This window comes from Streptomyces sp. NBC_00154 (assembly GCF_026342835.1).
Lineage (GTDB): Bacteria > Actinomycetota > Actinomycetes > Streptomycetales > Streptomycetaceae > Streptomyces.
In genome coordinates this window covers 1,634,463-1,655,291 of record NZ_JAPEMI010000001.1, presented here as the reverse complement: position 1 = coordinate 1,655,291, position 20,829 = coordinate 1,634,463, and the positions used below count along the sequence as shown (strand labels likewise).

The 20,829-nt window shown below is 70.8% G+C and carries 13 protein-coding genes; 3 read left to right on the top strand and 10 right to left on the bottom strand.

Translation table 11 applies throughout. The features are described from left to right. Positions 1-84: 84 nt before the first annotated feature. The 7 genes from OHA03_RS07205 to ligD all read right to left on the bottom strand — a co-directional run bounded on the left by OHA03_RS07205 (position 85) and on the right by ligD (position 8,738). Positions 85-1,542: a penicillin-binding transpeptidase domain-containing protein gene (locus OHA03_RS07205; protein WP_267001877.1), complete on the bottom strand. Its 1,458-nt coding sequence runs from the start codon at positions 1,540-1,542 to the stop codon at positions 85-87. Continuing rightward, complete coding sequence (locus tag OHA03_RS07200; RefSeq protein WP_267001875.1) at positions 1,539-2,918, bottom strand: FtsW/RodA/SpoVE family cell cycle protein; 1,380 nt, start codon at positions 2,916-2,918, stop codon at positions 1,539-1,541. Before OHA03_RS07200 ends, OHA03_RS07205 begins: the two co-directional genes overlap by 4 nt. Before the next feature lie 36 nt (positions 2,919-2,954). Next, positions 2,955-4,328 carry a HAMP domain-containing sensor histidine kinase gene (locus OHA03_RS07195; RefSeq protein WP_267001873.1) on the bottom strand — a complete coding sequence of 458 codons (1,374 nt, stop codon included), beginning with the start codon at positions 4,326-4,328 and terminating at the stop codon, positions 2,955-2,957. Continuing rightward, positions 4,325-5,089, bottom strand: coding sequence for a hypothetical protein (locus tag OHA03_RS07190; RefSeq protein WP_267001871.1), 765 nt, complete (start codon positions 5,087-5,089; stop codon positions 4,325-4,327). The genes OHA03_RS07195 and OHA03_RS07190 overlap by 4 nt, the downstream gene beginning before the upstream one ends. Before the next feature lie 113 nt (positions 5,090-5,202). Continuing rightward, positions 5,203-5,520, bottom strand: a complete 318-nt coding sequence (locus OHA03_RS07185; protein ID WP_267001869.1) for a zinc-ribbon domain-containing protein — start codon at positions 5,518-5,520, stop codon at positions 5,203-5,205. Beyond that, the gene (locus OHA03_RS07180) at positions 5,517-7,691 is read right to left on the bottom strand and encodes a HEAT repeat domain-containing protein (RefSeq protein WP_267001867.1); all 2,175 of its coding nucleotides are present in this window, start codon (positions 7,689-7,691) and stop codon (positions 5,517-5,519) included. The genes OHA03_RS07185 and OHA03_RS07180 overlap by 4 nt, the downstream gene beginning before the upstream one ends. A gap of 150 nt (positions 7,692-7,841) precedes the next feature. Further along, entirely contained in the window at positions 7,842-8,738 is an 897-nt protein-coding gene (gene ligD, locus OHA03_RS07175) for a non-homologous end-joining DNA ligase (protein WP_267001865.1), read from the bottom strand. Positions 8,739-8,828: 90 nt separating this feature from the next. On the opposite strand from ligD, the gene OHA03_RS07170 reads away from it, so the two are divergent. Together OHA03_RS07170 and OHA03_RS07165 are read left to right on the top strand one after the other, a co-directional pair. Continuing rightward, a complete protein-coding gene (locus tag OHA03_RS07170) occupies positions 8,829-9,914 on the top strand; it encodes a Ku protein (protein WP_267001863.1) in 1,086 nt (361 codons plus the stop codon). A 73-nt stretch (positions 9,915-9,987) separates the two neighbouring features. Then, positions 9,988-12,675: a SpoIIE family protein phosphatase/ATP-binding protein gene (locus OHA03_RS07165; RefSeq protein ID WP_267001861.1), complete on the top strand. Its 2,688-nt coding sequence runs from the start codon at positions 9,988-9,990 to the stop codon at positions 12,673-12,675. A 204-nt stretch (positions 12,676-12,879) separates the two neighbouring features. On the opposite strand, the gene OHA03_RS07160 is transcribed toward OHA03_RS07165, so the two are convergent. Both OHA03_RS07160 and OHA03_RS07155 read right to left on the bottom strand, forming a co-directional pair. After that, positions 12,880-14,823, bottom strand: coding sequence for a protease pro-enzyme activation domain-containing protein (locus OHA03_RS07160; protein ID WP_267001859.1), 1,944 nt, complete (start codon positions 14,821-14,823; stop codon positions 12,880-12,882). A gap of 208 nt (positions 14,824-15,031) precedes the next feature. After that, positions 15,032-16,462, bottom strand: coding sequence for a hypothetical protein (locus OHA03_RS07155; RefSeq protein ID WP_323181165.1), 1,431 nt, complete (start codon positions 16,460-16,462; stop codon positions 15,032-15,034). 492 nt (positions 16,463-16,954) lie between these two features. Here OHA03_RS07155 and glyA point away from each other — a divergent pair, with 492 nt between their 5' ends. Next, entirely contained in the window at positions 16,955-18,229 is a 1,275-nt protein-coding gene (glyA, locus tag OHA03_RS07150) for a serine hydroxymethyltransferase (RefSeq protein ID WP_267001857.1), read from the top strand. On the opposite strand, the gene OHA03_RS07145 is transcribed toward glyA, so the two are convergent. Then, positions 18,199-20,313: a SpoIIE family protein phosphatase gene (locus OHA03_RS07145; protein ID WP_267001855.1), complete on the bottom strand. Its 2,115-nt coding sequence runs from the start codon at positions 20,311-20,313 to the stop codon at positions 18,199-18,201. The genes glyA and OHA03_RS07145 overlap by 31 nt on opposite strands. Between the last annotated feature and the right edge of the window lie 516 nt (positions 20,314-20,829).

The following is a 20,829-nucleotide window of genomic DNA, read 5'->3' as shown; positions in this document are numbered from 1 at the left end:
CGCACAGTAATCAGGGTGCTCCGCGTCGCACGGATCGTTCCGCGCCGCGGGACGACCCGGATCCGAACCGTGCGACCCGTGCCGTCAGCCCCGCAGTGCCGCCTCCATGACGGACCTGGCGATCGGCGCCGCGCTGCCGCCCCCGCTGATGTCCGCCCGCTTCGCGGCGGCGTCCTCGACGACGACCGCGACCGCGACCGTCGGCTGCCCCGAGTCCGGGGACTCGGCCCAGGAGATGAACCAGGCGTACGGCATGCCCGTGTTGTCGATGCCGTGCTGCGCCGTGCCGGTCTTGCCGCCCACCGTCACCCCGTAGATCGCACCGTTGGACCCGGTGCCCTGCTCCACGACGTCGACCATCATCCGCTGCAGCTGCGTCGCCGTACGCGGACTCATCGCCCGGTGGTACGAGCGCGTGTTGTTCTGACGGACGGTGGTGCCGCTCTTGGTGGTCGTACGGTCCACCAGATACGGGTACTTGAGCTCGCCGCCGTTCGCCACGGCCGACGCCACCATCGCCATCTGCAGGGGAGTCGCCGTCGTGTCGTACTGTCCGATCGACGACAGGGCCAGCTGGTCGTCGCTCATATCGGTGTCGAAGTTGCTCTTCGCCACCCCGGACGGGATCTTCAGCCCGGTGTCGTTGAAGCCGAACTTCCGTACCGCTTCCACCATCCCGTCCAGCCCCACCTGCACCCCAAGATGGGCCATCACGGTGTTGCACGACACCCGGATCGCCTCGGCGAGCGACGCCTCCTCACAGCCGCTCGCCTCGTTGGGGAGCGTGGTGCTGGTCCCGGGCAGCACATAGGGGGACGGGGTGTCGGTGTAGGCGTTCGGGTCCGTGACCACGTCCGCGTCGAGCGCGGCCGCCGCCGTCACGATCTTGAAAGTGGAACCCGGTGGATAGGTCTGCCGGATCGCCCGGTTCAGCATCGGCTGGCTCTTCGCCGCGTTGAGCTGCCGCCAGGCGTCGGTGACCGACGAACCCGTGCCGGAGAGCCGTCCCGGATCGTACGAGGGGGTCGAGACCAGCGCCAGGATCTTGCCGGTCGACGGCTCGAGGGCGGCGACCGCGCCCCGCCGGCTGCCCAGCCCGTCGTACGCGGCGCGCTGCATCGAGTCCTTGATGGTGGTGACGACGTTGCCGGCGGGCTGCTGGCTGCGAGTGATCTCGTTCCACAGGGGGACCGGGGCGAGCATCGGGTCGGTGCCGGAGAGGATGCCGTCCTCGGCGTTCTCGATCAGCGTCGTGCCGTACGTCTGCGATGCGTAGCCGGTCACCGGCGCGTACAAGGGGCCGTTGGTGTACGTACGCTCGTAGCTGAGCTGCTCGCCGGTGTTCCGGGAACCGGTGACGGACCTCTTGCCGACCATGATGTCGCCGCGCGGCTGGTCGTAACGGACGATCGTCCGGCGGCGGTTGGCGGGGTTGTCGTTCAGTTCGTCGGCCTGGAAGACCTGGATGCGGGCGGCGTTCAGCAGGAGCGCCATGAGCAGCAGCAGACAGAACGCGGCGGCCCGCCGGATGTAGCGGATCACGACCGGTCCTCCGCGATCGGTGCGATGACCCCGGTCTCCACCTGGTCGGGGTGGGGTCTGCGGGCGACGTCGCTGACGCGGATGAGCAGCGCCACGATGATCCAGTTGGTGACGACGGACGAACCGCCCTGGGCGAGGAACGGCATCGCCATGCCCGTCAGCGGGATCAGCCCCATCACGCCCCCCGCGATCACGAACACCTGGAGGGCCAGGATCGAGGCGAGCCCGATCGACAGCAGCCGTCCGAAGGGGTCGCGCAGGGCGAGGCCGGCCCGGTAGCCGCGGGCTACCAGCAGCGCGTACAGCAGGAAGACCGCGGTCAGCCCGGACAGTCCGAGCTCCTCGCCCGCTGTGGCCAGGATGAAGTCGGACTTGGCGGCGAAGCCGATGAGGATGGAGTGGCCCAGACCGAGCCCGGCGCCGAGCATCCCGCCCGCGGCGAACGCGAACAGCGACTGGGCGAGCTGGCTGGGCCCGCGGCCCGCGGCGATGGTGGCGAACGGATCGAGCCAGTCCTCCACCCGGCTGTGCACATGCGGTTCGAAGGAGCCGACGACGAAGGCGCCGACGGCGGCGAGCAGCAGTCCCACCGCGATCCAGCCGGTCCGGCCGGTCGCCACGTACAGCATGATCACGAAGAGGCCGAAGAAGAGGAGCGAGGTGCCCAGATCGCGTTCGAGGACCAGCACGCAGACGCTGAGCAGCCAGATCGCCACGATCGGGCCGAGCACGCGGCCGGTGGGGAGCTGGAGCCGCCAGATCTTGCGGCCGGTGTAGGCGAGGGCATTGCGGTTCGCGGCGAGATACGCAGCGAAGAAGACGGCGAGCAGAATCTTGGCGAACTCGCCGGGCTGGAAGGAGAATCCGCCGACCCGGATCCAGATCTTGGCGCCGTTCACGGCGGGGAAGAAGATCGGCACGATCATCAGGACGAGGGCGGTGGCGACGGAGAGGTACGCGTACCGCTGCAGCACCCGGTAGTCGCGGAGGAAGACGACGACCACGGTGAAGAGCGCGACACCGAGCGTCGACCAGATCAGCTGGGTGGGTGCGGCCTGGTCCTTGGGCGTCTCCAGATCGAGCCGGTAGATCAGCACCAGGCCGAGACCGTTGAGCAGGACAGCGATGGGGAGCAGCAGCGGATCGGCGAACGGGGCCCGGAAGCGGACGGCGAGATGGGCGAGGAGGGCGAGCAGTCCCAGGCCGGCGCCGTAACCGGCGACATCGGGCGGGACCGCGTCGTTGCGCGCGAGACCGACGGCCGCGTAGCCGTAGACGGAGATGAGGACGGCCCCGATGAGGAGCGAGAGTTCCACTCCGCGCCGCTTGGGCAGGCGTAGCTCGGGCGGGGGTGCGTCCGGCCTCGTTGCGGTCATGCCCCGCAACGTAGCAAGAGGTGGACCTTATTTCCCTTATGTCGCTTCGGCCTGGCCGTCGCCGGTCGGCCTGTCGCCGCCGGACCGGCTGCCGTCGTCGTCGCCGTCCTGGCCGGCCGGTTCGTCTTCGTCGAACTGCACGTACTCCGGGAGCGTCAGCCGCGCCTCCGCCCCGCCGTCCTCCGCATTGCCGAGGACGAGTTCGGCGCCGATGGCGGCCGACTGACCGGCGGCGATGGTCAGTCCGAGCCCGTGGCCCTTGCCGCCGCCCTCGGTCCGGAACCGCTGCGGACCGCCGGTCAGCAGATAGTCCGGGAAGCCCGGGCCGTGATCGCGTACGGTCACCACCGGCCCGTCGACCGTCAGGACCACCGGCGGGCGGCCGTGCTTGTGCGCGTTGGAGATCAGATTGCCGAGGACCCGTTCGAGCCGCCGCTTGTCCGTCTCGACCTGCACGTTCCGCACCCCGCTGGCGGCTTCCGCTCCTATGACGCGGATCTCGGTCTCCGTCCCCGACGCGCGCACGACCCGTTCTGCCAGCGGCGCCAGTTCGTGCACGGCGAGATCGACCTCCTCGGTACGGGCGTCCAGCCGGGAGATCTCCAGCAGATCCTCCGTCAGCGCCCGCATGGTGCGGACCCGGTCCTGCACCAGCTCGGCCGGCCGGCCGGCCGGCAGCAGCTCGGCGGCGGCCGAGAGACCGGTCAGCGGGGTGCGCAGCTCGTGCGCCACATCGGCGGTGAAACGCTGTTCGGCCAGCAGTTTGCGCTGGAGCGTGGACGCCATCGTGTCCAGTGCACCGGCGACGATCGCCACCTCGTCCTGCGGGCGCGCAGGGTCCGCCGTACAGGGGTCGTCGACGCGGGCGTCGAGATCGCCCGCACTGATCCGGCGGGCCACCCGGGCGGTCTGGTGCAGCCGCCGGGTGACCCTGGTGACGGCGAAGGCGCCGACCAGCAGCGTCACGGCGATCGCCAGCAGCGAGGAGCCGACGATCGCCCGGTCGAGGCGGTCGATGGTGTGGGCGCTCATGCTGTAGTCGATCTCGGTGGCGAGCGCCCGGCCGTCGGCCGGGCCGGCGGCCCACATGGCCGCCCGGCCGTGGGCGTCGGCGACGACGGTGCCCCGACGCCCACTCACGGCCAGGTCGCGCAGGGGGGCGGGCAGTCCGGCCGGGTCGATACCGGAATCCGGCGGGAGCGCCTCGCCCGCCTCGTACGCCCTGGTCGCGTCCCCCAGCCGGGCGAGCGCCTTGTCGCGGGCCTCGCTGACGGTCTCCCGGGTCACCGCGGTGTGCACCAGTACGCCGAGCAGTGCGGCGAGGGCGCAGCACATCACGGTGATGAACACCGCGGCCTTCCAGGTGAGCGTCGCGGTCCAGGCGGGCGTACGCAGTCTCCGTCGCCTCATCGTCGCCCCTCGGAGACGGCGGGCGACGGCGACGTCACGGTCGGCGCAGGACTGGGCTCCGCGCTCGGCCGGCCGCTGGATTCCGCCTCCGGGGGCTTCCGCAGGATCTCGTCCTGCGTCGGCAGCATCGCGTGCTGCTGGTCGTCCCAGGACCAGACCGTCCGGTACTCGTAGCCGGTGATCGCCGACGGCACCCGCATGATCACATCCCGGCCGGCCAGCTCCACGCTGATCACGGCGTCCGAGACGGCCATGATCCGGGTCAGCGCGCCCGCGTGCGCCATGTAGACCCGGACGGAGAGCTGCCCGTCGCTGCGCCGCACGCCGAGCACCATGTCGTCCCTGCCCGCGCCCGTCAGATCGCGGTAGTACGGCTGCAGGACCGGGCAGGCGGCGGGTGCGGTGCCGCACGCGGTGATCCTCCGGACCGTGTCGGCGGGGAGTTCGTCCGAACCGCTGGACCGGCTGGTGGTGGCCTTCAGGTCGGCCTGCACCACGGCGATCGGGTCCAGCGCGCGCACATCGTCGTGCGGGACCGTGATTCCGGGGATGCGCGCCGTCGCGCCCTCGCCGTAGTCGTACGGGGCGGCGGAGGCGGGCGGCAGCTGGGGCCAGAGCCGGGCGGGCCCGATGGCGGTCGGGGCCGGTCCGGCGCTCTGCAGCCGGCCGCCGTCGGTGCCGCAGCCGGCCAGCAGCGCGGCGCCGACGGCGGCCACGAGGGCCGCCGTCGCGCGGCGCGTCACCCGGCGGGGCGGGCACATCGCTCGCTCCCTTCCCGGTCGTCCGGTCCATGAGTCCGCAAACCCGTGATCCGTCGACCTTATTCGGAAGGAAGTCCCTTATGTCTTCTTGCTGCCGGTGAAGAGGCAGTTGTTCAGTGCTGGTAGGGGTTCTGCCCGTCCTGCGCGTACCCCGGCTGCTGCTGTGCCTGCCCGAAGGGGTTGCCGTCCTGCGCCGCCACGTGCTGCGCCAGCAGCTGCTCGGCCTGCTCCTTCGGGATCTTCTGCTCCCCGCCGCAGAACGTGCACTGCGTCGCGTACTTGGTCGAGAACGGGAACAGCGGCACGAAGAACAGCGTGAACTTCGTGACCCGCTTGCGCAGCGTGTGCGCGGCCGGGTTGCCGCACCAGCCGCAGACCAGCGTCAGAACGGCCAGTTGATAGAGATAGCCTCGCGTACCAAAGATGATCACGTTGTGGGCCCTTTCCCCGTGTTCCCCGGAAGCGCTTGCCGGCAGAGCGCCAGCAGCTTTTCGTCCTCGTATGTGTCGTGGCTGCCGTACCCGCCGTCCATCGCGTTGTGACGGCGCACGGAGGCGAGTTCGGCACGCAGAACGTGTGCCGCATCCGACCCTGCACCAGCAGCACCCATCCGCGCCAGGCATTCGGTCACCCGGACCCTGACATGACGATTCTTCTCCCAGGCAGCCAGCATGACCGGCACGGACTCCTCGGCCCGGCCGGACACCTCCCACAACGCGATCGCCGCGTCCACCCGCAGCCACAGCTCGTCGTGCGACAGCAGTGCCCGCAGCCGTGGCGCTGCCGCTTCCGCCCGGGCCCCCAGCCCGCCCAGCGCGGTCACCGCCGACCTCCGCTCGTGCGCATGCTCGGCCCGAAGCCCCTCGATCAGCACCGGCAGCACGGCCTCCGCGTCCCCGTCGACCGCCCACAGCGCCTGCGCCGCCTCCGTCGCCGCCGCGGTCCCGGGGCGGCGAATCAGCGCCCGCAACTCCGGTACGGCGCAGTGCGCTGCGGGACCGAACGAGCCGAGCGCCCGCAGCGCCGACGTCCGCAACCACTCCCCGCGATACTCCGGCGCACCGCGCAGCACTCGCAGCACCTCCGGCGCAGCCTCGCCCGCCCGCAGCGCGGTCAGCCCGCAGAGCAGCGGATTCGCCCGGTCGTACGCCCCCTCGTCGAGAGCGACCTCGCCGAGCCTGCGGCGCAGCACCCCGGCCAGCGGTGCCGCAGCCGGCCCTAGATACCCGATGGCGAAACCCACGTCGTGCGGCACCTCGGGACGCTCCAGGGCGGCGGCCAGCGCGGGCAGGGCCCGGGCGTCACCCAGCCGGGCCAGTGCCTTCACCGCGCTGCCGAGCCCCGGCGGTCCGCTCGCCCACTCCTTCACCCAGGCCCCGGGGTCCGCCGCCACCCGCGCCGCCAGCGCGTCCGCGGCCGGTGCGGCGAGCCCGAAGAGCTCTTCCAGCACATGCGAGGCGGCCTCGGCCAGTTTCGGCTCCGGGGAGGCGAGCTGTTCGCCCACGAGCCGGACCAGCTCCTCGTACGAGCCCCGCCAGGCCCGTATCAGCCCGGAGCTCATCCGCACGGCGTCGATCCGCTGCCGGAGGTCGGGGCTGCGCAGCTGATCGGTCAGCAGCGCCGTCCGGTCCGCGACCCGGTCGTCGAGCCCGACGTGCAGTGTCCGCAGCAGATCCGCCGTCCAGGGGGCGGTACGCCCTGCGGACTCGGCGGCGGACAGCGCCCGCAACTGCCCCACCAGGGTCACCGGCGCGCCTCGCTCCTCGGCGGCATCGGCGGCCGGACCCGGATCGTCGCCCGGCCCGGCGATGACCACCGGATCCGCCTCGTCCGCCCCGTTGGTCCCGTCCTCCCCGTCGGCTGCGCCCGCCGGTGCCGCGCGCAGTCGGCGCAGCAGTCCCGCCACCACCCGTACGACATCACCCGGCAGTGCTTCCGGCGCACACCGGGCCAGCTGGGCGAGGGCGGCCAGCCGAAGTCCCGGGGCGTACGACTCCGCGGCGAGCCGGCTCAGCCAGTCAGCCGCCTGCCCGGCCAGCGGGCGGTGCCGCAGCGCGACGCGCCCGGCGGCCTCCACGAGCGCGAGCCGCACCTCCTCGTCCGGCTCCACCGGCAGCCGCTCCCGCAGCAGGGCGAGGACCCGCACCGGGTGGCCGTGCAGTGTGGCGAGCGCCAGCGGTGCGGCGAGCCGCACCCCCGGGTCCTCGTCGGAGATCAGCTCGAAGAACACCCCGGCGCCCGCGGTGACGGCGGTGGCCGCCATCGCGTAGTTCGCCGCGCCCTCGATCTCCTCCTCGTCGAGCTCTTCCTCGTCGTCCTCGTCCAGATCGATGCCACCGATGCTGGTGAGCAGCTCGACGATGCTGCCCCGGTCCTGGATCCCCGGATCCGCGACCAGCTCGAAGAGAAACGGAATGCAGGCAAGCGTACAGGCGTACACATCGCCCTGGTGGTGCACGGCCCCGTACATGCCGTCCAGCGCTCCCTCGCGCTCCGCCGCATCGGCGGACGCCAGCCCCCGCAGCAGCCCGGGCACATCATCGGCAGGCCCGTACGCATGCTCCATCGAGGCCCAGTCGACCTCGTCGATCCCTGCGAACACGCCATCGCCTCCCCACGCGACCTCACGAAGCAGTGTCTGCGCAGAGTGTGCACCACGGCCCGGACAATCCACCCGCCACATGCAGCCTTTTGCCCGCACGGCCGCCAAGGGCAGGCAGCATGGCCCTGAACGGGCCCCGACGGACTCGGCTCAGGGAGCGGCAGGCAGCGGCCGGGCCCGGTCCGGATCGAGCAGCGGGCCGAGCAGATCCCCGTACCGCTCCAGCCGCCCGGCCATGTCGGCGGCCAGAAATACCAGCTCGGCGGGGGTCCGACAGTCCTCGATCTCCGCCCAGGTGACGGGCGCGGAGGCGGTCGGCTCGGCCCCGGCGCGCAGGGTGTACGGGGTGGCGGTGGTTTTCGCCGCCGCGTTCTGACTGAAGTCGACGAACACCTTCCCCGGCCGCAGCGCCCGCGTCATCCGGTGCACCACCAGGTCCGGAAGATCCCGCTCCGCCTCCACCGCCAGCCGTTTCGCGTACGCCGACACCCGATCGGCGGGAGCCGGCTCCAGCGGTACGAGGAGATGCAGCCCCTTCGACCCCGAGGTCTTCCCGTACGCGGGCAACCCGTCCGCCGCCAGCCGCTCACGCAGCCACAGCGCCACCCGGCAGCACTCCACGACGGTCGCCGGAGCTCCGGGATCGAGGTCGAACACCATCCGGTCGGCGATCCCCGGAGCATCGGCCTGCCACTGCGGCGTATGGAACTCCACCACCAGGTTTGCGGCCCACATCAGCGACGCCAAGTCCTGTACGACCACCTGCCGGTTCTGCTGTGCCGCATGCCGCGGCACCTCGGCGATCCGTACCCAGGACGGGGTACCGGGCGGCGGGTTCTTGGTGAAGAAGCGTTGCCCGTCCGGCCCGTCCGGATAGCGCAGGAAGGAGACCGGCCGGTTGTGCAGATGCGTGAGCAGGGCGTCGGCCGCCGTGACCGCGTAGTAGTGGAGCACCTCGCCCTTGGTGGTCCCGGTGGCCGGATACAGCACCTTGTCGAGGTTGCTGAGCGCCAGGCGCCGCCCCTCCACCTTCGTGATCGGCGTCATACGATAAGAATCACATGATTCCGGGATCTTAAGGAATCAATCGCCATCTATCGATACCTGTCGAAATCTCCAGGGACACAGGGGTGAACGGTGAGGTCCATTTGGAACGGCGCGATCTCCTTCGGGCTGGTCAGCATCCCGATCAAGCTGGTCAATGCCACTGAGAGCCACTCGATCTCCTTCCGTCAGATCCACCTCGCCGACGGCGGCCGGATCCGCTACCGGAAGGTCTGCGAACTCGACGAGCAGGAGGTGACGACCGCCGAGATCGGCAAGGCGTACGAGGATGCCGACGGCACGATGATCCCGATCACCGACGAGGACCTGGCCTCGCTCCCGCTTCCCACCGCCAAGACGATCGAGATCGTCGCATTCGTGCCCGCCACCGAGATCGACCCGCTCCAGATGGACGCGGCGTACTACCTCTCCGCCAACGGAGTGCCGGCGGCCAAGCCGTACACACTGCTGCGCGAGGCCCTGAAGCGGAGCCAGAAGGTCGCGGTCGCCAAGTACGCACTGCGCGGCCGTGAACGGCTCGGCATGCTGCGCGTGGTCGACGACGTGATCGCCATGCACGGCCTGCTCTGGCCCGATGAGATCCGGGCCACCGACGGAGTGGCCCCGGAGGCCGACGTCACGGTCCGTGACGCCGAACTCGATCTGGCCGACGCGCTGATGGCCACCCTCGGCGAGGTCGACATGGACACGCTCCACGACGACTACCGCGAGGCGGTGGAGACCCTCATCGCCTCGAAGGCCTCCGGCGAGGCGTTGCAGCCCGCCGCCTCCGACGAGCACGGCGGCGGCAAGGTGATCGACCTGATCGCGGCGCTGGAAAACAGCGTCCGGGCGGCGAAGGAAGCCCGCGGTGAGGAGCCGGAAGAGGGAGAGGGCGCCCCGGTCGCGAAGGTCACCTCGCTCGCCGGACGCAAGAAGAGCGGGGGAACGGGGGCAAAGAAGAAAGCTGCCTCCACGGCAGCGAGCACCGGCCGGAAGGCCGCCGCGAAGAAGACGACGCCGGGCAGAACCCCCGCCAAGAAGACCACCGCACGGTCGGCTACGAAGTCGGCCACGAAGAAGACGACGGCGAACACGGCGGCAAAGACAGCGAAGTCGGCAACGGGCACGAAGCCGGTGGCCAGGAAGGCATCCTCCAAGAAGCGCGCCTCGGCCTGACGGTTGGTCGATGAAAATCGGACGAGAGTGACCCAATGGGCATGCATTGCTGGAAAGTGTTAGAAATGGCGCCATGGTCGACCATTCCGACCGATCCCGGAGCAGATCGGTTCGGTCACTGAGCGGCAGGCGTCCGCGAAGCGTAGCCCGGCAGGTGTTCGTCCTGCAGGCGGTGGTCATTGTCCTGCTCGTGGCGGGCGCGGTCCTTGCGCTGGTCCTCCAATCGTTTCACGACGCCGAGATCGAGGCGGAGCGCCGTTCGGTGGCGGCAGCGGAGTCGTTCGCACACGCTCCGGGGATGGTGGATGCGCTGAGATCCCCCGATCCCTCGAAGGTGCTGCAGCCGCTCACCGAGGAGGCGCGGAAACTGGCCGGGGTCGACTTCATCGTGGTGACGGACACCCACGGGATTCGCTACACACACCCCCGCCCGGAGCTCATCGGGAAGAAGTTCGTCGGCAACATCGAACCCTCGCTGGCGGGTCAGGTCCACGTGGAAGACGTCCAAGGACCCCTCGGCCATGAGGTCCAGGCGATTGTCCCCGTCAAGGCTCCCGACCACTCGGTCGTGGGCCTGGTGTCCGCAGGTCTCAGGGTCAAGAACGTCGCCAACACGGTCAGCAGGCAGCTGGTGGTCATCTTTGCCAGCGGTGCCGCCGCGCTCGCCCTGGCCACGGGCGGGGCCGCACTGGTGGCCAAACGGCTGCGCAGGCAGACCCACGGGCTCGATCCCGCCCAGATGACACGCATGTACGAGCACCATGACGCGGTGCTGCACTCCGTCCGCGAAGGGGTGCTCATCGTCGGACGCGACGGTCGGCTGCTGCTGGCGAACGACGAGGCCGAACGGCTGCTTGATCTGCCGCCGGATGCCCAGGGACGCCGGGTCGATGAACTGGAGAGCCTCGACCCGGCCACGGCGGAGCTGCTTGTCTCCGGCCGCGTGGCCACGGACGAGGTGTACTTGGCCGGGGACCGAATGCTGGTGGTGAACCAGCGGCGCACGGACCACAACGGAGGCTCTCTGGGAACGGTGGCGACCCTGCGCGACTCCACCCAGCTCCTGGCGCTGTCGGGCAAGGTGGACGCGGCGAACGAACGCCTCAGGCTGCTGTACGACGCCGGGCTGGGCATCGGCACCACCCTGGACGTGGCGCGCACGGCCGAGGAACTGGCCGAGATGGCCGTTCCCCGTTTCGCGGACTTCGTCACCGTCGACCTCGCCAACGCCGTCCTGCTCGGGGAGGAGCCGACCGGCGCGGCCGCCGACATGTGCCGCGTCGCTGTCAGCGGTATCCGGAACGACCACCCCCTCTACCCGCGCGGCGAGCTCATCACCTTCCTTCCCTCCACGCCCCAGGCGCGCGGATTCGCCACCGGCCGGTCGGTGGTGGTGCCCGACCTGTCCTCCGCACCCGGCTGGCGTGCTCAGGACCCGGAACGCACGGACGACGTCATCGCGTACGGAATCCACTCACTCCTCACGACACCGCTGCAGGCACGGGGCGTGGTTCTCGGCATGGCCAACTTCTGGCGCTCGCGGGAGGCCGGGACGTTCGACGAGGAGGACCGGTCACTCGCCGAGGAACTGGTCGCCCGCGCCGCGGTCAGCATCGACAATGCCCGCCGGTACGCCCGCGAACACGCCCTGGCGGCGATGTTGCAGCGCAGCCTGCTGCCGCGCGCCCTGCCCGAACAGAACGCCCTGGATGTCGCCCACCGCTATCTGCCCGCACAGTCGGGAGTCAGCGGTGACTGGTTCGATGTGATCCCGCTGTCGGGCAACCGCGTCGCCCTGGTCGTCGGGGATGTCGTCGGCCATGGACTGCATGCCGCCGCAACCATGGGGCGGCTCCGCACCGCGGTGCACAACTTCTCCACGCTCGACCTGCCGCCCGATGAGCTCCTCGGCCACCTCGACGACCTCGTCGACCGCATCGACAGGGAAGAGGGGAGCACGGACGTCGGCGCCGGGGTCGTGGGAGCGACCTGCCTGTATGCGATCTACGATCCAGTCTCCCGGCACTGCACCATGGCCCGCGCCGGTCATCACCTCCCCGCGCTGGTCCACCCCGACGGCAGAGTGGAGTTCCCCGACCTTCCTGCCGGGCCACCGTTGGGGCTCGGCGGCATGCCGTTCAAGACGGCCGAGCTGGATCTGGCCGTGGGTGCTCAGCTGGTCCTCTACACCGACGGGCTGATCGAGGACCGCACCCGGGACATCGATGTGGGGATGGAGCTGCTCCGCCAGGCCCTGGCCCATGCCGGCCGATCGCCGGAAGAACACTGCCGGGCGGTGCTCGACGCGCTCCTTCCCACCCAGGCCAAGGACGACGTGGCACTGCTCATCGCCCGCACCTGCGCGCTCTCCGCCGACCAGATCGCCGAATGGGACGTTCCGCTCGAGCCGGCCGCCGTGGCCGGGATACGCGCCGCCGTCGCCGAGAAGCTCGACGACTGGGACCTGTCGGAGCTGGCGTTCACCACGGAGCTGGTACTCAGCGAGCTGATCACCAACGCCATCCGCCACGCCTCCGCACCGATCCGGGTGCGGCTCCTGCGCGACCGCAGCCTGATCTGCGAGGTGTCCGACGGCAGCAGCACCTCACCCCATCTGAGGTACGCGGCGACGATGGACGAGGGAGGCCGCGGGCTGTTTCTCGTCTCGCAGATCGCCGAGCACTGGGGCACGCGGTACACCCCTGAAGGCAAGGTCATCTGGGCGCAGCAGCCGCTGCCCGGGGCCACGGACAGCCTCTGAGGGCTGTCCCGCAGCGGCTGGTCACTGGGAACGGATACCGCACCCCGCCTCCGGGCGCTGGGCGCCGACAGGCGGGGCAGAAGGGTGTCAGCGGCGTGATCACGACCTCTGCGCCGGAGTGCATCAGTTGAGGTCGGCCCGCACACACTGCTGCCCCGGGGCCGAAGCCCCGGGGCAGCTACACGTCGATCCTGTGCGTCGGTGTCAGCGGTACGAGTTGATGTAGCCGGCCGCCGGAGTCCCGACACCCGTCACGTCGTCGTATCCCTTGACCGCCTTGAGTGAGGCGTCCTTGCCGAGGCTCCGCACCGACGTCAGCAGACCGTCCGCCGCGTCGAAGCCGTTGGCGAAGTCGACCCGGGCCACCGCGAGGTCACGGCCTGCGCCCAGCGGGTGGTCGGTGACGTCGTGGTACGTCGTCGAGCCGTACCGGGCATAGATCGCCGGGTTGGCGAAGCCGAGCGGCCGGCCGTGCTGGGCCTGCTGCGCGAGGGCCTGGACGCCCGCGATGACCGGGGCCGCCAGTGACGTACCGCCGATGCGGTACTCGTCGTAGCCGAGCGAGCCGTCGGGCAGCGTCTGGGTCTGGCCGACCAGGAAGCCGGTGTTCGGGTCGGCGACCGCCGCGATGTCCGGGGCGGTACGCATCCGGCGCTTGCCGTTCGCCTGCGCGAGCGCGTCCGGGACGATCCCACGCTGGTAGGACGGCTGCTTCACGGTCGAGCTGGTGCCACCGCCCGCACCCGAGGTGTAGGCGCCGGGGAAGCCGGTCCAGCTCTTGCCGTCGGCCGCGAGGGACGCCTTCAGCGTGCCCCAGCCGGTCTCCCACTGGTACGCGTCGTGCTTGCCGACGGCCAGCGAGGTGCCGCCGACCGACGTCACCCAGGCGGAGTTGGACGGGACGTCGATCTGCTTCGTGCCGGTGGACGCGACGTTGTCGCCCGCGTCACCGGAGGAGAAGTAGAAGCCGATGCCCTCGACCGCGCCCATCTTGAACACCTGGTCGTACGCGGCCGCGACGTCCGGGGTCTCGTTGGCCTCGATGTCGCCCCAGGAGTTGGAGACGATGTCGGCCAGCCGGTGGTCGACGATCTTGTTGAGCGAGTCCAGCAGGTCGGCGTCGTAGCAGGAGGCGCCGCCCACGTACACGATGTCCGCGGCGGGCGCGACGGCGTGCACGGCCTCGACGTCGAGGGTCTCCTCGCCGTACCAGCCGGACGCCCCGCACTCCTCGGTCTTCGTGTAGTCGGCCGGCAGCACCTGGCGGAGCTGCCCGCTGCGGTACGGGGCGTCACCGTTGCGCCTGGCGTATTCGGAGGCGTCCTTGGCGATGGTCGGCGAGGCGTACGCGTCGGTGATCGCGACGGTCACGCCCTTGCCGGTCCAGCTGCCCGCACCGTACGCGGCACGCAGCTGCTTGCCGGTGTAGCCCTTGACCGCGTACGGCACCTTGGTCCCGTACGCGCTCGGCAGCGACTCCGCGGTCCTCGAGCCGAAGTACGAGGAGAAGGGGCCCGCGTTGCGGAACACCGCGTCCGGCGGCGGCAGCGTCTCGTCGTGGCTCGACTTGTGCGGCGCGTTGTCCAGACCGGAGACCGCCAGGACCGAGTCGCTCAGCCCGGCCGGCACGGAGGCCGTCGAGGACGGGGCGCGATAGCTCCGGCTGCCCTTGCGGTAGTTGCGCAGCTGGGTGCTGAACGCCTTCTCGGCCGCGGCGACATCGCCGGTGGCGGAGACGTAGTGCTGGTTGGCACCGGTGACGGTCAGACCGTTCGACTTCAGCCACTGGCTGACCTGGTCGATCTGCTGCTGGGTCGCCCCGAACCGGGCCTGTGCCTCCTCGGCGCTCAGATACTTCCCGTACGAGGAGGAGTGCGGGTCGGATACGGCGGCGGCGTAGGCGGCCAGACCCTGCGCGTCCCGCCCGGCCAGATGGACCCGGACACTCACCTTGCCGCTGTCGGCCGTGGCACCCTGATCGGCCTGGGCGGTCGCCCAGGCCGGCTTGGTGCCCTGCAGTGCGTCGCGCCCGCCGGGCGCGGAGTCCGCACTGGCGGACGGTATGCCGAGGGCGAGTGCACCGGCGAGCAGCGGCAGTGTCGCTGCCATGCTCAGCCCGGCGCGACGTCTGGCGCGGCTGATTCTCATGTAACCCCCTGCGATGTGGTTCTTCGCGTGTGGAGCATGTGCCGGATGATGCGCACATGTAATCCGTCACTCTGGCGAGGAACCCTTTACGTAAGGGGCATGCATTCACCAAGAAACTGTCAAGAGGCGCTGAGAAACGGGCAGTTCAGGTCGATAAGGGAAGGAATGCGCCTGTCCGGATCCGACCGTCCCGGTATCGACGACCGGTTCACCGAGAAGAGGGCGCGGGAGAAAAGGTGATCGGATCGGACGGTGAGGGCAGGCCGAGCCCGTACGCACTCTCAACGACGTACGTACAACTCGTGTATGTGTAGCCGGGCTTGATGCGCGACCCGGACGAGTAGCTGTCGACGTTCGCGCTCGCGCCCGTGCCGTGCTTGTACAGGAAGTGGTACTCGCCCGCCGGAAGCCGCAACCGCACCTCCGGATAGCTCCTGCCGCCGGCCTTGCAGGCGAGCACCGACCCGGACGCCTCCGTCCCGTACCGCTTGCAACTGCCGCACGCCTTGAGCGTGACGCGGCCGGTGACCGGGCCGGTGTAGAGGATCTCGACACCGCTCGGGGCGTCGTTGCTGATGACGAGTTCCATCCGGGACCCGCCCGGACGTCCGGCCGGCGGCAGCCGCTTGCCCGCCGCCGGCCGGTCGTCGGCGATCTCCGCGGCGATGGCGATGTCCCGGGCCCGAGCCCTGCGCCTGTCCTTCTCGTAAGTGGTGGCGAACTCCGTCAGGGTCTTCCGCGCCTCGGTGAACTGCTTGTTCTGGAACTGGTCCACCCCGCAGGCGTACATGCCGTTCCGGATCCCCCGGTCGGCCTCCCCGGCCCGGGCGGAGACCGACTCCTCCGGCATCGACGCCACGCTCGCCCGGAGCCCGCGCAGCGTCTCGGTGGCCGGGCAGGGCCTGCTCCCGCTCACCGCCCGGGCCTGCTCTGCGATCTTCTCGGAGACCGCCGGACCCACCTTCCCGGCCTGCGCCGAGCCGGGGAACGTACGCAGCAGCTCGGCCAGCTCGCCACCCGACGACCCCACGGCCGAGCCACCCAGCTTCGACACCCCGCACGCGTACAGCGAGGTGGCCAGCGGACCGTCGGGCCAGCCGGCGAGGTCGCCCAGCAGCTTCGGGTCGATCGAATCGGGCACGGTCCGCAGATACGTCAGCGGCGCCACGGCCTCGCAGTACCTGCCCTGCCGGTACGGAGCGGCGACCGCCTCGTAGTACGCGTTCAGCCGCCCCGGCACGAGCTTCCCCGCCCTCGACCCCGCATGCTCCTCACCGAGATCGCGGTAGACGGCAAGGGCGGAACGGTAGTCGGCCCGGGCGGCATCGAAGGTCCGGCCCGAGGCGGCCCGCACGGTCCGGTCGCTCTCGCCCAGCCGGTCGAGCAGCATCTGTTCGACCGCCTCGTCCTGCGCGGAGCCGTAGAGCACCATGCCGCCCGCCGGCGCCGCCAGCAGCACCAGTCCGACCCCGGCCGCCGCCACCGGCCGCCACGACCCGCCGACAGCGGTACGCCGCGCGATCCGCGCCCCGTCCACGGTGGCCGCCACCAGCACGAGCACATACCCGACGACCGGACCCGTGGCCACGCCGCCGGGATCGGCGGGGAGCGCCACGAGCAGCAGCACACCCGTCGCCACTCAGCACAGAACGGCTCTGAACCACCGTCCCGTCAGGACATGGCCGAGTCCGAGACCGGTGAGATTGAGCAACCCGGCGGCCACGGCACGCAGCGCGGCGCCCGGTGGCGGCGGCCCCACGGTGGGCGGCCGGGAAGGCGGTGGCGGTACGGGAGGAACCGAGCCCGGTCGGAAAACCTGATCGTCCCAACTCATCCCGGCCCCCCAACCGTTGGGCACGACACCCCTGACCGCGCCCGGCTTCACCACCATCCTCGCCGCCACGAACCATGTCAATCGGGCGTATTCGCCCCGAATCCGCCCCGGATCCGTCATCCGTCGGTAAACTTCGAGACGCCGCGACTGGCGCGCACCCCGGCAGGGGTGCTCCGTGGAATCGACCACGAGGAAGCGGCACACTCCGGGCCTGCCCGGAGGCGTCACCGCCGGAGAGCCGTCCGCCTGGGCATCCGGGTCCACGCCGCAGCAATGCGCCAGACCCGGGAGAACCCTGTGACGACACCCGAGAACCACCGCCCCGCCCTTACCGCCGCCGACCCGGAGCTCGCCGCCCTCATCACCGCGGAGGAGCAGCTGCAGGCCGACACCCTGCGCCTGATCCCCAGTGAGAACTACGTCTCCGCAGCGGTTCTGGAGGCGTCCGGCACGGTCCTCCAGAACAAGTACTCCGAGGGCTACCCCGGCAAGCGGTACTACGAAGGCCAGCAGATCATCGACCAGGTGGAGACGGTGGCCGTCGAACGGGCCACGTCCCTCTTCCGCATGGACCACGCCAATGTGCAGCCGTACTCCGGCTCGCCCGCCAACCTCGCCGTGTACCTGGCGTTCCTCCAGCCCGGTGACACCGTGCTCGGCATGTCGCTGCCGATGGGTGGTCACCTCACGCACGGCTGGGGCGTCTCGGCGACCGGCACCTGGTTCCGCGGGGTGCAGTACGGCGTCCGGCGCGACACGGGCCGGATCGACCTGGACGAGGTCCGCGACCTGGCCCGCGCCGAGCGCCCCAAGGTGATCTTCTGCGGCGGCACCGCCGTACCCCGGACGATCGACTTCGCCGGCTTCGCCGAGATCGCCCATGAGGTCGGCGCGGTCCTGGTCGCCGACATCGCCCACATCGCCGGCCTGATCGCGGGCGGCGCCCACCCCTCACCCGCCCCGCACGCCGACGTGGTCTCCACCACCACCCACAAGACGCTGCGCGGCCCGCGCGGCGCGATGCTGCTGAGCCGGGCGGAACACGCCCGTGCCATCGACCGCGCCGTCTTCCCCGGCCTCCAGGGCGGCCCGCACAACCAGACGACGGCAGCGATCGCAGTAGCGCTCAAGGAAGCCGCAACCACCGACTTCAGTGCCTACGCCCACCAGGTGGTCGCCAACGCCCGCGCCCTCGGCGAGGAGCTGGCGTCCCGGGGCTTCGACCTGGTCTCCGGCGGCACGGACAACCACCTTCTGCTGATCGACCTCACCGGCAAGGACGTGCCCGGCAAGATCGCGGCGAAGGCCCTGGACCGGGCGGGGATCGTCGTCAACTACAACGCGGTCCCCTACGACCCCCGCAAGCCCTTCGACCCGTCCGGCATCCGCATCGGCACCCCGGCCCTGACCTCTCGCGGGATCCCCGCATCCGAGATGGGCACGGTCGCGGAGTGGATCGCCCGGGTGGTGGAGGCGGTGCGTACGGACGACGAGGCGACGGTCACCAAGGTGCGCGCCGACGTGAAGAACCTGATGGACGCCTACCCGGCGCCGGGGTTGCCGGTGGGCTGAGGGTCTCCGGGCTCCGCGGCAGGCAGCCGGGCGATGAGCAGGGCCACGTCATCGTGGTCGCCGGGCCGGCGCAGCGCCCGCAGGAGCAGGTCGCAGGTCTCCTCAAGATCGCGGTGCGGACCCGCGAGCAGCGACAGCAGGAGATCCAGCCGATCGTCGATGGCCTGGTCGCGGGTCTCGACCAGGCCATCCGTGTACAGGACCAGCTGGTCACCGGGGGCGAGGCCGAGGCGGGTGGTACTGAACGGGACCCCGCCCACGCCGAGCGGAGCGCCGGTGGGCAGGTCGAGCAGTTCGGGGGTGCGACCCGGTCGCATGAGGACCGGCGGCAGGTGCCCGGCCAGCGAGATGTCGCACGTGCCGTTGCGGGGGTTGAACACGGCGTAGGCACAGGTGGCGATGGTGTGTTCGATGCCGGCGGTGGCCCGGTCGAGATAGTGCAGGACGTGGTCGGGATCGAGGTCGAGCTGTGTCAGCGTGCGGGTGGAGGTGCGCAGCTGGCCCATGGTGGCGGCGGCGTCGATACCGCTGCCCATGACATCGCCGATGACCAGGGCGGTCTTGTCGTCGGCCAGTGGGATGACGTCGAACCAGTCGCCGCCGATCTCACTGGTGGCGCCCGCGGGCTGGTAGCGGGTGGCGATCTTCAGACCGGGTTGGTCGGCCGGCCGTTCGGGCAGCAGGCTGCGCTGGAGGGTCAGGGCGGCGTGCCGCTGGCTCTGGAACAGGCGTGCGTTGTCGATGCATACCGCCGCGCGGGCAGCCAGCTCCCCGGCCAGGACGACGTCGTCCTCGTCGAAGGGCCTCGGGTTGTCGGCGCGCATGAGGCCCACGGCGCCGATCACCTCGCCACGGGCGATCAGCGGCACCGCGAGGTAGGAGTGCACTCCGGCTGCCGCCAGCAGCGCCGCGCATTCGTCGTCCCGGGCGACGCGGCGCAGATCCTGGCCCGTCACATCGGTCTTGAGGACGGGCCGGCGGGTGTTGACGCACTGGGTGATCAGACGGTTGGCGTCGTACTGGGCGTAGTCGCCGGTGGGATCGACGGCGTGAGTGGCCATGGTGGGGTGGGCCGACGCCACCGCCAGTGCCCTGAACCGTGCCGCGCCGACCGCACCCCCGCTGCTGCGGTGGCCGTGCAGGATGCTGTCCAGTACATCCACCGTGGCCACGTCGGCCACCTGTGGCACACAGACCTCGGCCAACTCCCGGGCGGTCTGTCCCAGATCGAGGGTGGTGCCGACCCGGACCGACGCGTCGGCGACCAGCGCCAGCCGGTGCCGTGCCCGGGCGGCGTCGGTAGCCGCCCGGTGCTGTTCGGTGACGTCCACCACCGAGGTGGCGAGTCCGAGCACCTGCCCGCCAGGGTCCTCCAGCCGGTAGAAGGACACCGACCAGGCATGGTCCTGGTCGGATTCGTCCGGGGTACGGCCGACGACGAACCGGTCCAGCAGCGGGATGCCGGTGGCCAGGACCCGGCGCATGTCCGACTCGATGGAATCCTCGTTCGCGAAGGGCAGCGCCTCGCTGACGGCGCGCCCGACCTGCTCGTCGGCGGGCAGGCCGTCGACGCGCGCCAGCACCGGGTTGACCAGCACGTACCGCAGTTCGGTGTCCATGACCCCCAGGCCGATGGGGGACTGGGAGACCAGCCGTATGGACAGTGCCAGATCCCGCTCCACGCGCTGCAGCGTCGCCTGGTCCGTGGCAATGCCCAGCGCGTAGTAGCCTCCGCGGTCGTCCTGCAGCCGCATGTTGCGAAATTCCACCAGCCGCGTGCTGCCGTCCCGGTGCAGGACCGGGAAACTCCCCGACCAGCGCTGCCCGCTCTGCATCACCCGGGCGAACAGCTCGATCACCGTCTCCAGGTGCCGTTCCTCCACCAGCAGCCGGCCCGCGAACGTCCCCAGGGCCTCCTCGGCGGTATACCCGAACAGCTCCTCCGCCTGCGGGCTCCAGAAGACGATCCGCCCACTGTCATCGAGTACCACCGCAGCCAGGCTCAGCAAATCCAGCAGCCCGCTCGGCGCGGATGCCGCACCTGGCCGGCCCGGCCCGGCCAGGAACGCATCGGTCGTACTCATCCCCGGGCACCCCTTCCGCTCGCCTCCACGGCGGCAGTTCCGTCCGGCCCAGCCCGTAGCTGCTCCTTCCGCCTCGCTGCGGTCCCTCCATCGTCTCTCCGAACCCGATACCCAGCACTCCACCGCCGATGCGCGGTCGTGGGTGCGGTGAAGCGGAAGGTCATCGTCGACCCACCGGACCACCCGACGGAACCCGGTGCCCGGCCCGTATCCGACAGCAGGCCCTCCGATCCGGCGTCATGCCTGATCAGAGAGCCTGCTTGGCCCCCGAACTGCAGTGCCCCCGGCAGGAGAGCCGGCGGGGCCCGTTCCGGCCGTAACCGGAGCGGTTGGTGAGGGCGGCTGTTGTTCGGGCGTGACGCCGAATGGCTGCGTGTCCCGCTCGCTGACGGCCGTGCCCGCCCAGGGGGCCTCGGGGTGCACAGCGCACTGGCCGCCGTCCGCAGGATCCAATGACAGGAAAACGGCATGAAAAAGACCCTCTGCTCAGCGTTTCCGCTGGTCAGAGGGTCTATC